General features: G+C 65.2%; 15 protein-coding genes. 10 read left to right on the forward strand and 5 right to left on the reverse strand.

Translation table 11 applies throughout. The features are described 5' to 3' along the window. Nucleotides 1-110: 110 nt before the first annotated feature. The 3 genes from AAFG50_RS41805 (at nt 111) to AAFG50_RS41815 (ending at nt 2,899) form a co-directional block, all read left to right on the forward strand. A complete protein-coding gene (locus tag AAFG50_RS41805; protein ID WP_342714111.1) occupies nt 111-803 on the forward strand; it encodes a glutathione S-transferase family protein in 693 nt (230 codons plus the stop codon). Continuing rightward, nucleotides 752-1,930, forward strand: a complete 1,179-nt coding sequence (gene queG, locus AAFG50_RS41810) for a tRNA epoxyqueuosine(34) reductase QueG (protein ID WP_028172480.1) — start codon at nt 752-754, stop codon at nt 1,928-1,930. Before AAFG50_RS41805 ends, queG begins: the two co-directional genes overlap by 52 nt. Nucleotides 1,931-2,101: 171 nt before the next feature. After that, nucleotides 2,102-2,899: an acyl-CoA thioesterase domain-containing protein gene (locus AAFG50_RS41815; protein ID WP_028172479.1), complete on the forward strand. Its 798-nt coding sequence runs from the start codon at nt 2,102-2,104 to the stop codon at nt 2,897-2,899. Between the two features lie 147 nt (nt 2,900-3,046). Here the strand turns inward: AAFG50_RS41815 and AAFG50_RS41820 are convergent, their stop codons facing one another. Together AAFG50_RS41820 and AAFG50_RS41825 are read right to left on the reverse strand one after the other, a co-directional pair. Next, nucleotides 3,047-3,514: a nuclear transport factor 2 family protein gene (locus tag AAFG50_RS41820; RefSeq protein ID WP_028172478.1), complete on the reverse strand. Its 468-nt coding sequence runs from the start codon at nt 3,512-3,514 to the stop codon at nt 3,047-3,049. Nucleotides 3,515-3,669: 155 nt separating this feature from the next. After that, a complete protein-coding gene (locus tag AAFG50_RS41825) occupies nt 3,670-4,482 on the reverse strand; it encodes an alpha/beta hydrolase (protein ID WP_028172477.1) in 813 nt (270 codons plus the stop codon). Between the two features lie 249 nt (nt 4,483-4,731). Between AAFG50_RS41825 and infC the strand changes: the two genes are divergently transcribed. Next, nucleotides 4,732-5,271, forward strand: a complete 540-nt coding sequence (gene infC, locus AAFG50_RS41830; protein ID WP_011083535.1) for a translation initiation factor IF-3 — start codon at nt 4,732-4,734, stop codon at nt 5,269-5,271. Between the two features lie 62 nt (nt 5,272-5,333). On the opposite strand, the gene AAFG50_RS41835 is transcribed toward infC, so the two are convergent. After that, nucleotides 5,334-5,741 (reverse strand): hypothetical protein, encoded by a 408-nt coding sequence (locus AAFG50_RS41835; RefSeq protein ID WP_028172475.1) that lies wholly within the window; start codon nt 5,739-5,741, stop codon nt 5,334-5,336. 272 nt (nt 5,742-6,013) lie between these two features. Between AAFG50_RS41835 and rpmI the strand changes: the two genes are divergently transcribed. Then, nucleotides 6,014-6,214 carry a 50S ribosomal protein L35 gene (gene rpmI, locus AAFG50_RS41840; protein ID WP_008539890.1) on the forward strand — a complete coding sequence of 67 codons (201 nt, stop codon included), beginning with the start codon at nt 6,014-6,016 and terminating at the stop codon, nt 6,212-6,214. Nucleotides 6,215-6,294: 80 nt separating this feature from the next. After that, a complete protein-coding gene (gene rplT, locus AAFG50_RS41845; protein ID WP_011083533.1) occupies nt 6,295-6,654 on the forward strand; it encodes a 50S ribosomal protein L20 in 360 nt (119 codons plus the stop codon). Nucleotides 6,655-6,686: 32 nt separating this feature from the next. Here rplT and AAFG50_RS41850 read toward each other — a convergent pair whose 3' ends face one another. Further along, on the reverse strand, nt 6,687-7,100 hold the full coding sequence (locus AAFG50_RS41850; protein ID WP_028172474.1) for a hypothetical protein: 414 nt from the start codon (nt 7,098-7,100) through the stop codon (nt 6,687-6,689). Nucleotides 7,101-7,250: 150 nt separating this feature from the next. On the opposite strand from AAFG50_RS41850, the gene pheS reads away from it, so the two are divergent. From pheS to AAFG50_RS41865, 3 genes are read left to right on the forward strand one after another with little or no spacing between them, the layout of a single operon-like run. Further along, on the forward strand, nt 7,251-8,333 hold the full coding sequence (pheS, locus tag AAFG50_RS41855; protein ID WP_028172473.1) for a phenylalanine--tRNA ligase subunit alpha: 1,083 nt from the start codon (nt 7,251-7,253) through the stop codon (nt 8,331-8,333). Beyond that, nucleotides 8,330-10,738 carry a phenylalanine--tRNA ligase subunit beta gene (gene pheT, locus AAFG50_RS41860; protein WP_028172472.1) on the forward strand — a complete coding sequence of 803 codons (2,409 nt, stop codon included), beginning with the start codon at nt 8,330-8,332 and terminating at the stop codon, nt 10,736-10,738. The genes pheS and pheT overlap by 4 nt, the downstream gene beginning before the upstream one ends. A 53-nt stretch (nt 10,739-10,791) precedes the next feature. Beyond that, nucleotides 10,792-11,562 carry a sulfite exporter TauE/SafE family protein gene (locus AAFG50_RS41865; protein ID WP_028172471.1) on the forward strand — a complete coding sequence of 257 codons (771 nt, stop codon included), beginning with the start codon at nt 10,792-10,794 and terminating at the stop codon, nt 11,560-11,562. A 167-nt stretch (nt 11,563-11,729) separates the two neighbouring features. On the opposite strand, the gene AAFG50_RS41870 is transcribed toward AAFG50_RS41865, so the two are convergent. Further along, nucleotides 11,730-13,118 carry an NAD(P)/FAD-dependent oxidoreductase gene (locus AAFG50_RS41870; RefSeq protein ID WP_028172470.1) on the reverse strand — a complete coding sequence of 463 codons (1,389 nt, stop codon included), beginning with the start codon at nt 13,116-13,118 and terminating at the stop codon, nt 11,730-11,732. Nucleotides 13,119-13,310: 192 nt separating this feature from the next. On the opposite strand from AAFG50_RS41870, the gene AAFG50_RS41875 reads away from it, so the two are divergent. After that, nucleotides 13,311-14,306, forward strand: a complete 996-nt coding sequence (locus AAFG50_RS41875; RefSeq protein ID WP_028172469.1) for a YiiX/YebB-like N1pC/P60 family cysteine hydrolase — start codon at nt 13,311-13,313, stop codon at nt 14,304-14,306. Nucleotides 14,307-14,379 lie beyond the last annotated feature (73 nt).

Genomic DNA, 14,379 nt, shown 5'->3' on the forward strand with positions numbered 1-14,379 from the left:
GCAATCGCAAAATACGACATCACGCTCTTGCTTCGCGGTTTTGAAGGACTAGTGTGGCGCCGCACAAACATTGATGGATTCTTAAGCACCATCAAATAGTCAAAGGCTTCATGTTTACGCTGTTTCATCATCCGTTCTGTCCGCATTCGCGCTTCATCCGCTTGATCGCGGGCGAATACGGGCTCGACCTCAAGCTGGTCGAAGAGCGCAGCTGGGAACGGCGCGAGGCATTCCTGCTGCTCAATGCCGCCGGCACCACGCCGGTCCTGGTGGACGAGGAACAGCCGCCGATACCGGGCGCGGCGATCATCGCCGAATATGTCGACGAGGTCTATGGCGCGGGGATGGGACCCAAGCGCCTGATGCCGGAGACGCTTCCCGAACGCGTCGAGGTGCGCCGGCTGATGGCCTGGTTCAACGAGAAGTTCTTCGAGGAGGTCTCCCACCCGCTCGTCACCGAGCGCATCTACAAGCGCTTCATGAGCGAGGAGAACGGCGGCGGTGCGCCCTCGGCCGACGTGATGCGCGCCGCCAAGGCAAATGTGCGCTATCATCTGGCCTATATCGGCTGGCTGGCGCAGACGCGTAACTTCCTCGCCGGAGACCGGCTCACCTACGCGGATCTCGCCGCCGCGGCGCATCTTTCGGCGATCGACTATCTGGGCGACGTGCCATGGAGCGAGGACGACGCGGCAAAGGCGTGGTACGCGCGGGTGAAATCCCGCCCGTCGTTCCGCCCGCTGCTGAGCGAATGGCTCGCCGGCGTGCCGGCGTCGCGGACCTATGTGGACCTGGATTTCTGAGCTCTGCCGATCTGTCTGAACTGAAGGCGAAGTTGACGACCGAGGCAAAGGCGCTCGGCTTCGACTGCATCGGCGTGACCGAGCCCGGCACGATCGAGACGGCCGGAAAGCATTTCCTCGAGTTCATCGCCTCGGGCGGCCATGGCGACATGGACTGGCTCGCGGCGCAGCCGGAGCGCCGCGTCGATCCGCGCGGGCTATGGCAGGACGTGCGCAGCGTCATCATGCTCGGCGTCAATTACGGGCCCGACGCCGATCCCCTCGCGATCCTCGAGCAGCGCACGCGCGCGGCGATCTCGGTCTATGCGCAAGGAGACGACTATCACGATCTGGTCAAGAAGCGCCTGAAGGCGCTGGCGCGCTGGCTGGTCGCGGCCGCACCGTCGGAAGTGAAGGTGTTCGTCGACACCGCCGCGGTGATGGAAAAGCCGCTGGCGCAGGCCGCGCATCTGGGCTGGCAGGGCAAGCACACCAATCTTGTCTCGCGCGAGTTCGGCTCCTGGCTGTTCCTCGGCGCGATCTACACCACGCTCGACCTGCCGCGCGACACAGCCGAGATCGATCATTGCGGCTCGTGCCAGGCCTGTCTCGACATCTGCCCGACCGCGGCGTTTCCCGCGCCCTACAAGCTCGATGCGCGCCGCTGCATCTCGTATCTCACCATCGAGAACAAGGGACCGATCCCGCGCGAATTTCGCAAAGCCATCGGCAACCGCATCTATGGCTGCGACGATTGCCTTGCCGCCTGCCCCTGGAACAAGTTTGCGCAGGCGGGACGCGAGGCCAAGCTCGCCGCGCGCGACGAATTGCGTGCGCCTGGCCTCGCCGAATTGGCGCGGCTCGATGATGCGGCGTTTCGTGCGCTGTTCACGAAGTCGCCGGTCAAGCGCATCGGCCGCGATCGCTTCTTGCGCAACGTGCTGATCGCGATCGGCAACTCGGGAGAAGCGGCGCTGGCCGAGGAGGCGCGGCGATTGCTGGGGGATGAGAGCGCATTGGTGCGCGGTGCTGCGGTGTGGGCGCTGACGCAGTTGGTGGCGCGGGATGCGTTTGAGGCGATGAGATCCGTCGCGATGGGCAACGAGCACGACGAAGGCGTGCGTGAGGAGTGGGACCTCGCCACCTAATTCTCGGTGTCATGCCGCGCGAAGGCGGGGCATCCAGTACGCCGAGGCCCATCGATTGAACCACAACCGTCTCGGAGTACTGGATCGCCCGCCTTCGCGGGCGATGACAGCGGAGAACGAGGAGAACGGGCGCCCTTGATTTCCCCGCGCGTTCCTTCAAGCTCGCGCGTCATGACAGACATGCCTTTCTTCACCCGCGACGGCGATACATTCCATCCGACGGAAGTCGCCAATGGCCCGTGGGATCCGAAATCGCTGCACGGACGCGTCATCGTCGGCCTGCTCGGCTTCGCCATCGAGGAACGCCATTCCGGCCCTGAATTCGTGCCGGCGCGGCTGACCGTCGACATGTTTCGGCTGCCGACGATCGACAAGCCGATCGAAGTGACGACGCGGCTCGTGCGCGACGGCCTGCGCATCCGCGTGGTCGAGGCGGAATTTGTCTCCGGCGGCGTCGGCATGGCGCGCGCGTCGTGCCAGTTGCTGCGCAAGACGCAGAATCCTGATGGCAATGTCTGGTCGCCGCCGAACTGGGACGTGCCGAAACCGGCCGACATTCCAAAGCCGACCGATCCCAGGCTTGGCATGCACGGCAAATGGACGACGCGGCCGATCGTCGGCCATATGGGCTCGCTCGGTCCGCGCCGGCTCTGGATGAGCGAGGTGCGCGAGCTCGTTGCCGGCGTGCCGATGACGCCGTTCGTGCATGTCGCTGTTGGTGCCGATTTCGCCAGCCCCTTTGCGAACGCCGGCGACAAGGGGCTCGGCTACATCAACAGCGACGTGACGATCTATCTGCACCGCCTGCCGGTGACGAACTGGATCGGCTTCGATGTGGTGAACCACCAGGCCACCGACGGTGTCGCGATCGGCGAATGCTGGCTCTACGACGAACAGGGCCCGATCGGCACGGCCACCGTCGCCGCGCTGGCGCAGCGCAAGCCGATGGCGAATCCGTCGAAGCGGTAGAGATACGAGGTCTCTCGACTTTGTCATTCCGGGATGCGCCGTCAGGCGCAGACCCGGAATCCATCGAGCCGCAGGCCGAGAGGCGAAATGGATTCCGGGCTCGCGCCAAGTGGCGCGCCCCGGAATGACGAGAGGAGAGAGTCGCGCCTACGCCAGATGCCGCTTCATCTCCGGCCGCGCCTTCAGCTCCGCGCCCTGCCTGGCGACGATCTTCGCAATTCTTTCAGGCGCGAACTTCAAATCGACGAACGCCGGCGCGGTGTTGGCGACCTCGTGATAGCTCGCGATCCTGCCGCCCTTCAGCGTCATGATCGCGACACCTTCGAACATCGCACGCGCGCCGTTCGCTTCCGGCAAGGTCGAACGATAGCTGAAAGTGTAGCGCGCATAGAGCGTGGTGCCGTCGGTTACGGGATCATGCATGTCCCAGCGAAAGTCGGTCGCCGTGCGATAGAACCAGTCATCGATCATGGCGGCGATCTTCTCGCGGCCTGCGAACGCGCCGTAGAAGACATCGTGATAGACGCCGTCCTCGGTGAAGAGATCGGCAAACGCGCGGCCGTTGCGCTGTTCGACAGCGTCGCAGAAGGCGCGCAGCATGGCGGTGGTGGTCATCGGCGCTTCTCCCATTCTCCGTCATGCCCCGCGCAGGCGGGGCATCCAGTACGCCGCGGCTTCTCGGTTCAAGCACAACGGCTGCTGGAATACTGGATTGCCCGCCCCAGTGCGCAATTGCGCACAAGGCGGGCAATGACAGCGACGACGACACGTCACCCGATCTCGGCCACCGCGGCAAGAATGCGCGCGATGTCCTGCGGGCGCGAGAGGCGGTGGTCGCCATCCTGGATCAGGGTCAGCACGACGTCGTCGGCCGGCAGACGGTGCGTCAGCGCGAACGCGTGCTGCCAGGGCACATCGGGGTCCTGTGCGCCTTGCAGGATGCGGACGGGACAGCCGAGATCGATGGCGCCGCCGAGCACGAGATGGTTGCGGCCCTCCTCGATCAGATTCCGCGTGATCGGATAGGGCGAGCCGTCGCCATACTCGGACGGCCGCAGCCAGACGCCCTTGGTCTCGATCTCCTTCTTCACCGCAGCCGGAAAATTCTTCCACATCAGCTCCTCGGTGAAGTCGGGCGCCGGCGCGATCAGCACGAGGCCGGCGAGCGACGCGTTGCCTTGCTGGTTCTCTTGCCGGTTCTCCTGGCGCTTCCTGATCTCGCGCGCGAGCAGCAGCGCCATCCAGCCGCCCATGGAGGAGCCGATCAGGATCTGCGGGCCGTCGCAGAACCGCTCGAACACCGCGACGCTCTCCTCCAGCCAGCGCCCGATGGTTCCGTCGGCGAAATCGCCGCCCGATTCGCCGTGGCCGGAATAGTCGAACCGGACCGCGGCGCGGCCGTGATCCCCAGCCCAGGAGTCCAGCGCCAGCGCCTTGCTGCCCTGCATGTCCGACTTGAACCCGCCGAGCCAGACGAGGCCGGGGCCCTTTCCGGCGCGGCGGCGCACCGCGATCCTGCGCGCGGACGCGCCCTCGCCCACATCGATGAAATCGAGCACGGTATCGGGAATTGCATCGGTCATGGAACGTTTACTCTGGCTGTGTGGTTTGAGCTGCCTGGGCGTGTTCCGCGGTGCCGCCGGACACCGGCATTGGCCCTTTGGGACGCTTGCGGAACAGAGGCAAGGTGTCTATGTCGGTCAGCGTGCCCGGGGGCGTGTCCAAAATGCCTCGCATTTGAGGGTTTTTCGCTTCGCGTACGCGACTTGCTTGCCGGCAAACGCATCTTCCTTCAAAATAGCCGCTTCTTTCACAACTTTGGAGAACCACCCATTCGCCGTCCTAATAAAGCTCCGCCCGCTGCCAGCAAAGACGGGCCGCGCATCAATGATGATATCCGCAATGCGCAGATCCAGCTGATCGATCAGACCGGTGACAACAAAGGCACGGTCGAGACCGTCGTCGCCATCAAGATGGCCCAGGAAGCTGGCATGGATCTGGTCGAGATTTCGCCGAATACCAGCCCTCCCGTCTGCAAGATCATGGACTACGGGAAGTACAAGTATTCCGCTCAGAAGAAAGCCGCCGAAGCCCGCAAGCGGCAGAAGACCGTCGAGATCAAGGAGATCAAGCTCCGCCCGATGATCGACGATCACGATTACGACGTGAAGATGCGCGCGATGCAGCGGTTCTTCGAAGAGGGCGACAAGGTCAAGATCACGCTGCGCTATCGCGGCCGTGAAATGGCGCACCAGGAGATCGGCACCAAGCTTCTGGACAAGATCAAGACCGACGTCGCCGAGCTCGCCAAGGTCGAGCAGGACGCGCGGTTCGAAGGCCGTCAGGTCGTCATGGTGCTGGCGCCGCGCTGACGCCAGTTATTTGGGATTGAGAGTTAACGGCCCGTCCGGATCTCCGGCGGGCCGTTTGTGTGTCAGCTTCGCGTCGCGTGCCAGGTGCCGCTGCACTGGTCGCCGGAAATGATGCCGCGCCACGAGCCGGCGCCGTTTACGCCGGCAAGCCGGCCGCCCCCGCTGGCATGGGACGCGCCGACCGAGACATAGACCGCCACCATGCCGGAGCGCTTGACCCTGCCCGAGACCCGGCCGCCGCCGGCTGACGAAACGCGGCCGCCGGTCACGGTGAAGGGGACGCTGTAGCCCGAGCTGCAATTGCCGCGGGTGGTGGCGAAGGTGACGTTCCAGATGCCGTCATAGCCGCCGGCGCGGGCATCGGCGGTGGACGGCAGCGCGGCGGCGGCGAGCACGGCAAGCAGCGCCAGGCGGCGCGGGCGGGTAAATTGCGGGACAAATTGCGGGATTAATTGCGAGAAATGGGCCATTTTGGTCCTGCTCCAGGCGACACGGCTTGGACATGAGGATAGCAATTCCGGATAGTCGGCGGGCGGGTTTCGGCGGTTCATCGTTGCCAATAGGCTCCCGCTCTGGCATAAGCCCAGCCTTCATCGCCCGGCTGATTAAGGGCTGCCGTGGCGGTGTCCGTGCGGGTTTCGCGCTTGTTCGTAGAAACCTGAGCACAATCAACGCTCTAACGAGCATTTTTGACGGCCAGCCGCCTTCGCGGGCGGATTTCTGTGGCCATTAGGAGAGCCAAATGCCCAAGCTGAAGACCAAATCGGGCGCTAAAAAGCGCTTCAAGGTGACTGCCACCGGCAAAGTGATGCACGCCCAGCGCGGCAAGCGTCACGGCATGATCAAGCGGACGAAGAAGCAGATCCGTCAGCTCCGCGGCACCCGCGTGCTGTTCAAGACCGACGGCGACAACGTCAAGAAGTACTTCTTGCCGAACGCCTGATCGCGTCCACGATCACTGCCACCGCAGCCGCGCCTTCCGCGGCGATCCGAAAACCAAGTCATCTCTGAAGGATTTTTGTCATGTCTCGCGTCAAACGCGGTGTGACCGCCCACGCCAAGCACAAGAAAGTCTACAAGGCCGCCAAGGGCTTCTACGGCCGCCGCAAGAACACCATCCGCGCCGCCAAGCCGGCCGTGGAGAAGGCCCAGCAGTACGCCTTCCGCGACCGCAAGCGCAAGAAGCGGACGTTCCGCGCGCTCTGGATCCAGCGTCTCAACGCCGCTGTGCGTCCGTTCGGCCTGACCTACAGCCGATTTATCGACGGTCTCGCCAAGTCGGGCATCACCGTGGACCGCAAGGTGCTGTCGGATCTCGCGATCAACGAGCCCGCGTCGTTCCAGGCGATCGCCGAGAAGGCCAAGGCCGCGCTCGCGGCCTGAGGTCTCTCGCGCGCGGGCCTAACGATTCCTGACTAGCGGTTCTTGGGGCCCGCAGCCTGCAGCGCGCGTTGCGAGTAACGCTGGGCGACCTCCGCCCGGCAGAATGCTGCGAACGACAGATACATGGTGCCGGATTTATTCCGGTACTTTCGGTCGCAGACGCGCATCTCGCGTTGATAGGCCTGTTTCTGCGCAGCGTTGAGGCCGGGCATGAAGTCCGCCTCGCATTTCTTCTCGACGGCGGCGCCGAGCTGGACATCGCCGCTCGCGGTCAACTGGCAATCCTGAAACACCTTCATCGCGCTTTCGCAGCCCTTCTGGGCGTTGATGGTGTCGACGACCTCGTCCAGCGTCATGGACTTCTCCATGCAGACCATGGCGCGTGCCGGGGTGCCGGCGACCGATAGAACGACGGCCAGAATGGCCAGGCAGGACCTTGAGAGCATCACGAAGTCTCCTCGTATCCCCCTTGGTGCCAGCGCCCCGCGCGAGGTTCAACCCAGCCGTTCTTCAGCCCGAAATGACCGGCTTTTCGCTTGACGTTACGGCCTTCCGGCGGCGACAACCCAGCCGAATTTAGCAGCAAGGATTTGACTGTGTCCGACCTCGCAACGCTCGAAACATCCATCCTCGATCAGGTCGCCGCCGCCGGCGACGAAGCCGCCCTCGAAGCGGTGCGCGTCGCAGCCCTCGGCAAGAAGGGTTCGATTTCCGCGCTGCTTGCCACGCTCGGCAAGATGTCGCCGGACGAGCGCAAGACGCAGGGCGCCGCGATCAACCAGGCCAAGGACAAGGTCACCGAGGCGCTCGCAGCAAGGCGCGACGTCTTGAAGTCGGCGGCGCTCGATGCGCGGCTGGCGTCCGAAACCATCGACGTGACGCTGCCGCTGCGCGAGGCGCCGACTGATGCCGGCCGCATCCATCCGCTGAGCCAGGTCTGGGACGAGCTGACCACGATCTTCGCCGACATGGGATTCTCAGTCGCCGAAGGTCCCGACATCGAGACCGATGACTACAACTTCACCAAGCTGAACTTCCCGGAAGGCCATCCCGCGCGCGAGATGCACGACACCTTCTTCTTCCATCCGAAGGAGGACGGCTCGCGCATGCTGCTGCGGACCCACACCTCGCCGGTGCAGGTGCGCACGATGCTGAGCCAGAAGCCGCCGATCCGCGTGATCTGCCCGGGCCGCACCTACCGCATCGATTCGGATGCGACCCACACGCCGCAATTCCACCAGGTCGAAGGGCTCGTCATCGACAAGCACTCGCATCTCGGCCACCTCAAATGGATCCTGCACGAGTTCTGCAAGGCGTTCTTCGAGGTCGACCACATCAACATGCGCTTCCGTCCGTCGTTCTTCCCGTTCACCGAGCCGTCGCTGGAAGTCGACATCCAGTGCCGCCGCGACAAGGGCGAGATCCGCTTCGGCGAGGGCGAGGACTGGCTGGAGATTCTCGGCTGCGGCATGGTGCACCCGAACGTGCTGCGCGCCTGCGGCATCGATCCCGACGAGTACCAGGGCTTTGCCTGGGGCATGGGCATCGACCGCATCGCCATGCTGAAATACGGCATCGCCGATTTGCGCCAGCTGTTCGACAGCGACGTCCGCTGGCTGTCCCATTACGGCTTCAAGCCGCTCGAAGTGCCGACTCTCGCGGGAGGGCTGAGCTCGTGAAATTCACCCTCTCCTGGCTGAAGGATCATCTCGAGACCGACGAGCCGCTGGACAGGCTCGCCGACAAGCTCACCATGATCGGGCTCGAGGTCGAGAACATCGAGGACAAGGCGAAGGCGCTGAAGCCTTTCACCATCGCGAGGGTGATCTCGGCCGAGCAGCATCCGAATGCGGATCGCCTGCGCGTCTGCATGGTGGACACTGGCGACGGTGGCGCGCCGGTGCAGGTCGTGTGCGGCGCGCCGAATGCGCGCGCAGGTCTCGTCAGCGTGTTCTCGGCCCCTGGCACCTACATTCCGGGCAAGGACATCACGCTGGGCGTCGGCACCATCCGCGGCGTCGAGAGCCGCGGCATGCTGTGCTCGGCGGCCGAGCTCCAGATCTCGAATGACCATGACGGCATCATGGAATTGCCGGCGGACGCGCCGATCGGCGCTGCTTACGCCGAATGGGCCGCGCTCGGCGATCCCGTCGTCGAGATCAATTTGACGCCGAACCGGCAGGACTGCACCGGCGTGCACGGCATCGCGCGCGACCTCGCCGCCGCCGACATGGGCAAGTTCAAGGACCCGACCATCAAGCCGGTCAAGGGCGAATTCCCTTGTCCCGTGAAGGTGACGGTCGAGGACGCCACGCTCTGTCCGGGCTTCGCGCTTCGCCTCGTGCGCGGCGTCAAGAACGGCCCGTCGCCGGAATGGCTGCAGAAGCGGCTGACGGCGATCGGACTGCGTCCGATCAACGCGCTAGTCGACATCACCAACTTCATGACCTACGACCGCGCGCGCCCGCTGCACGTGTTCGACGCCAAGAAGGTGAAGGGCAATCTCGTGGTGCGCCGCGCCCGCGACGGCGAGACGCTGCTCGCGCTCGACGGCCGCACCTACAATCTCGATCCCGCGACCTGCGTGATCGCCGATGAGCACGGCGTCGAATCGCTCGCCGGCATCATGGGCGGCGAGGCTTCCGGCTGCGACGAGAACACCACCGACGTGCTGATCGAATCGGCGCTGTGGAACGAGATCAATATCGCGCAGACCGGCCGCAAGCTCGGCATCAACTCGGATGCGCGCTACCGCTTCGAGCGTGGCGTCGATCCGGCGTTCATGGTGCCGGGGCTGGAGCTCGCCACGAAACTCGTGATGGAGATGTGCGGCGGCGCGCCGTCCGAGAACGTCGTGGTCGGCAAGGCCTTCGGCGATGACCGCGTGATCGATTTCCCGGTGACCGAGGTCAAGCGCCTGTCCGGCATCGAGGTGCCGCAGCCGGAGATGAAGCGCATCCTGACCCATCTCGGCTTCATGATGGCGGGCCCGGGTCCGGTGGTGAAGGTCGCGGTGCCTTCGTGGCGCACCGATGTGCACGGCAAGGCCGACATCGTCGAGGAGATCGTCCGCATCTACGGCGTCGACAAGGTGCCGATGACGCCGTTCGAGCGCGGCGATGATGCGCGCAAACCGGTGCTGACCCCGCTCCAGCTCCGCACCCGCCGCGCGCGGCGTGCGCTCGCGAGCCGTGGCATCATCGAAGCGGTGACGTGGTCGTTCATCACGAAGTCTGCGGCAAAACTGTTCGGCGGCGGCCAGCGCGAACTGGAAGTCGCCAACCCGATCGCATCTGATCTCTCCGACATGCGCCCGACCCTGCTGGCGGGCCTGATCGCGGCGGCGCAGGCCAATGCCGATCGCGGCTTCGGCGACGTCGCGCTGTTCGAGGTCGGCCAGGTGTTCAAGGGCGATCGCCCGCAGGATCAGTTCATGGCGGCGAGCGGCGTGCGCCGCGGCTTTGCCTCGTCCGAGGGTCTCGGACGGCACTGGTCGGGCTCGGTGCAGGCTGACCTGTTCGACGCCAAGGCCGATGCGCTGGCGGTGCTGGCCGCTGCCGGCGCGCCGATGCAGGCGCTCCAGATCGTGGCCGGTGGACCCGGCTGGCTGCATCCTGGGCGTTCCGGCACGATCCAGATCGGCCCGCAGAACGTGCTCGGCTATTTCGGCGAGATGCATCCGCGCGCGCTGGAAGCGCTCGGCGCCGACGGTCCGCTGATGGTGTTCGAGGTCATCCTCGACCGCGTCCCCGAGGCCAAGAAGAGGCCGACCCGCGCCAAGCCCTTGATCGAGCTGTCGGCCTTCCAGCCGGTGTCGCGCGACTTCGCCTTCATCGTCGACCGCACCGTGAAGGCCGGCGACATCGTGCGCGCCGCGCAAGGCGTCGACAAGAAGCTGATCACCGGCGTCAACGTGTTCGACGTCTACGAGGGCAAGGGCATCGATGACGGCAAGAAGTCGATCGCGATCGCGGTGACGATCCAGCCGCGCGAGAAGACCCTGACCGACCAGGAGATCGAGGCCGTCGCCGCGAAGGTCGTGGCGGAGGTGACGAAGAAGACCGGCGGCACGCTGAGAGCATGATGCCGAAAAGTGTGAAGCGGTTTTCGGACAACATCATGCTCCAGAAATAAAGCATGAGTCTCACGGACTTCCTCCCGAAGGACGTCAGCCTCACCATTGCGATGGCGCTCTGCGCCGTCGCTTTCGTCTCGGGTACCGCGCGCGGCTTCTCCGGCTTCGGCTCGGCGCTGATCTTCATGCCGCTGGCGAGCAGCTTCGCGGCGCCGCGGCTCGTTGCCGCCCTGCTGCTCGTGATCGATTTCGTCGCAGCGCTGCCGCTGCTGCCCGATGCGTGGCGCAAGGCCGACCGCAAGGCCACCGCCGTGATCGTGCTCGGCGCGCTGATCGGCGTGCCCATCGGCACCTATTTCCTCAGCGTGCTCGAACCCGTCACCACGCGCTGGATCATCTCCGGCTTCGTCGCCGCGCTCTTGCTGCTGTTGCTGTCGAGCTGGCGCTATCGCGGCAAGGACCACGCCTGGCTCTCGGTCGGCATCGGCGGCCTCTCGGGCTTTTGCAGCGGCCTCGCGCAGACTGGAGGGCCACCGATCGTCGGCTACTGGCTCGGCCGCCCGATCCCGTCGATCGTCGCGCGCGCCAACATCCTGCTGTTCTTCGGCGCGTCGGACTTCTTCTCGATGGTCAGTTACGCGACGACAGGCCTGATCAGCCGCGAATCGCTGGTGCTTTCGCTCATCGTCGGTCCGGTCTACGCCATCGGCGTCGCATTCGGCGCCTCACTGTTCGGCCGCGCCAGCGAAAGAGTATTTCGCGGCATCTGCTATGTGCTGATCGCGATGGCGGTTGTTTTTGGGCTGCCGGCGCTGGATGGGATTTTGCGCTAACTCCCCAATGTCGTCCTAGCGAAAGCCAGGACCCATTACCCCGGTCAACGCTTGTAGTGCGAGCGGGTCACTCCGAGTCTTCGCCAAACTACTTCTTGGGGTAATGGGTCCTGGATCTGCGCTCCGCTTCGCTGCGCTTGTCCAGGACGACAGCTGGATCAATTCCCCTACCGGCGCGGCGCCCGCCGCTTCTTCGTCGACTGCGTCGGCACATCGGCCGGCTCGTCCTTGAGCGCGCCGATCTTGCGCAGCGCTGCGTCCGCGGCGCGCTCGCCGCTTTCCCAGGCGCCGTCGACGGTGCCCCACAGCGTCTCGTGGGTGGCTTCGCCGGCGAGGAACAGATTGCCGATCGGCTCGGTCAGGATCTTTCGCGAGAGCTGACCGCCGGGTGAGGACGCCGACATCGCGCCCATCACGAAGGGCGAGGCATTCCAGCGCGTCGCGCTGGTCTTCTGCACAATGGCCGCGGCCTCGCTGCCGAACAGTTTTGCGATCCATTCCTTCGCGAAGGCCGCCATCGCCTTCTCGCCCTGCTCCGACAGATCGCGGCCGAACGAGCCGCCGACGTCGATCGAGCACAGCGAGGAGCCGCCGATATTGGCGAACATCAGCGCGGTGCGCGTCGAATTGCTCTGCTCGATGAGGATGTCGTCGCGCGCAAGACCAAGCGGATTGCCCGGCAGCTGCAACACGATGTGGTCGTAGCTGCCGAGGCTGAGCTTTGCCGCCGCGTCCAGCGTGCGCTTGGGAATATCGGGTGCGAACTTGATCGCGCCCGCGGTCAGCACGTTGGTCGAGACCGTGACGATGGCGGCACGCGCGGCGATCTTGCCTCCCGGCGTCTCCACACTGACGTCGCGATTGCTCCAGCTGATGCGGCTCGCCGGCGTCGACAGCGCGACCGGCGCCTGCTCGCCGAGCTTCGTGATGAGCGTACCCAGGCCCTGACGGCAGGCGATCGCGGCATTGCGGTCCTGCGCGCGCGCCTTGTCGATCGCAGAAAGCTCCTTCAGGTCCTTGCCGGCAAAGCTCGCGCCCAGCATGAACTCGGCCGCACCCGCCCAGTCGCCGAGATCCTTCGGCAGCACGGAGGCGCAGGAGGTATCGAGCTTGCCACGCGCGGCCTCGTCGATGGCGCGGTTGGCGCGCACCAGCGCCGCCAGGAATTCCTCGGTCTCGCCGGCGCGCGCGTTGCGGCGGCCGATGCGCATCTTCTGGCCCGATGGCGCCGGCAGCACGTCGAGGCCCGCGCTGCGCGCCAGCCGGATCATCGGATTGGTCTCGGGATTATGCATCCAGCGCGCACCGCGATCGAACGGCATGTCGAAGGTCGTGGTATCGGTGATGCAGCGGCCGCCGACCTGCGATGCCGCCTCGACCACCACGACCTTGCGATTGGCCGCCATGATGCGCCGCGCTGCGGCAATTCCGGCGGCCCCCGCGCCGATCACGACGATGTCAGCCTCGCGCGGCAGGGGTGCGGCGGTTGCGCGCAGGACCGGCATCGCGGCAAAGGCCGCCGACGCCGAAAGGAAACCGCGGCGCGTGATTGTCATGTCATGGTTTCCGGAGACTTGCGGCAAACGGGAACAGCCAGCGAACCTTGCCGTATCTCATGTTGCACGGCAACCATCATGGTGAATCAATCGTGCTTGATCTCACAGAGTGATGAACCGAATTGCAACACGTTTCGACCATGATAGAGAAGGGAAAAAAGGCGGCCGGAAAAGGCCGCGGGGGAGCTCGACATGGGGACGGTCCTAGATTCAGTCGGCAAGCTGATTGCCGCGTACCTCTCGAAGGAGGTGCCGGGCTATGAGCCGTTCACGCCAAGCGACCCCGAGCACCTGCGCGGCGTCATCGAGCCCGGCGACGTGCTGCTGGTCGAGGGCAACAACCGCATCTCCGGCATCATCAAATACCTGACGCAGTCGACCTGGTCGCATGCCGCGCTCTATGTCGGCCCGATCGAGGGTGCGGAAGAGCCGAGCGGCGAGCCGCATGTGCTGATCGAGGCCAATATCGGCGAAGGCGTCACCTCGGCGCCGCTGTCGAAATACTTCCCCTATCACACCCGGGTCTGCCGCCCGGTCGGGCTGTCCCATGAGGACCGCACCACGGTCTGCCGCTATGCGATCAACCGCATCGGCTTCGGCTACGACACCAAGAACATCGTCGACCTGATGCGCTTCCTGTTTCCGCTGCCGATACCGCAGCGCTGGCGGCGCCGCATGATCGCGATCGGCTCGGGCGATCCGACCAAGATCATCTGCTCGGCGCTGATCGCGCAGGCGTTCGACGCCGTGCGCTATCCGATCCTGCCCAAGATCACCAAGGCCGGCAGCCGCGCCGCCCGCCGCGAGATCCTGCACATCCGCGATTCCTCGCTCTACATGCCCCGCGACTTCGACATCTCGCCCTATTTCGAAGTCGTCAAACCCACCATCGTGCACGGGTTCGACTACACCACCCTGCACTGGGCCGACAAGCAGAAGCCGCTCGAGGAGGTAGCGGGCACATTCAGTGTGTTTCCAGAAACGATCAGTGCGCCGCCGCTCGTTCCTGAAGCGGCTGACGAAGAGGCGCCGGATGAGATTCCGGCTGAGCAAGTAGCGGGCGATGCGGCCGCGCAGCCGGCGGAGACGGTCGAACATGCCGCCGCCGCGGAGCATGTTTCGCTGCTGAAGAAGCTGGCGATGTACCGCCCCCGGCGCCGCAGACGGGCGCGCGAGATCGCGGCTTAACCCCGCCGTCGTCCTGGCGAAAGCCAGGACCCATTACCCCGGGGAGAAGTTTGGCGACGACTCGTCGTTCGGT

The organism is Bradyrhizobium sp. B039, assembly GCF_038965675.1.
Lineage (GTDB): Bacteria > Pseudomonadota > Alphaproteobacteria > Rhizobiales > Xanthobacteraceae > Bradyrhizobium > Bradyrhizobium diazoefficiens.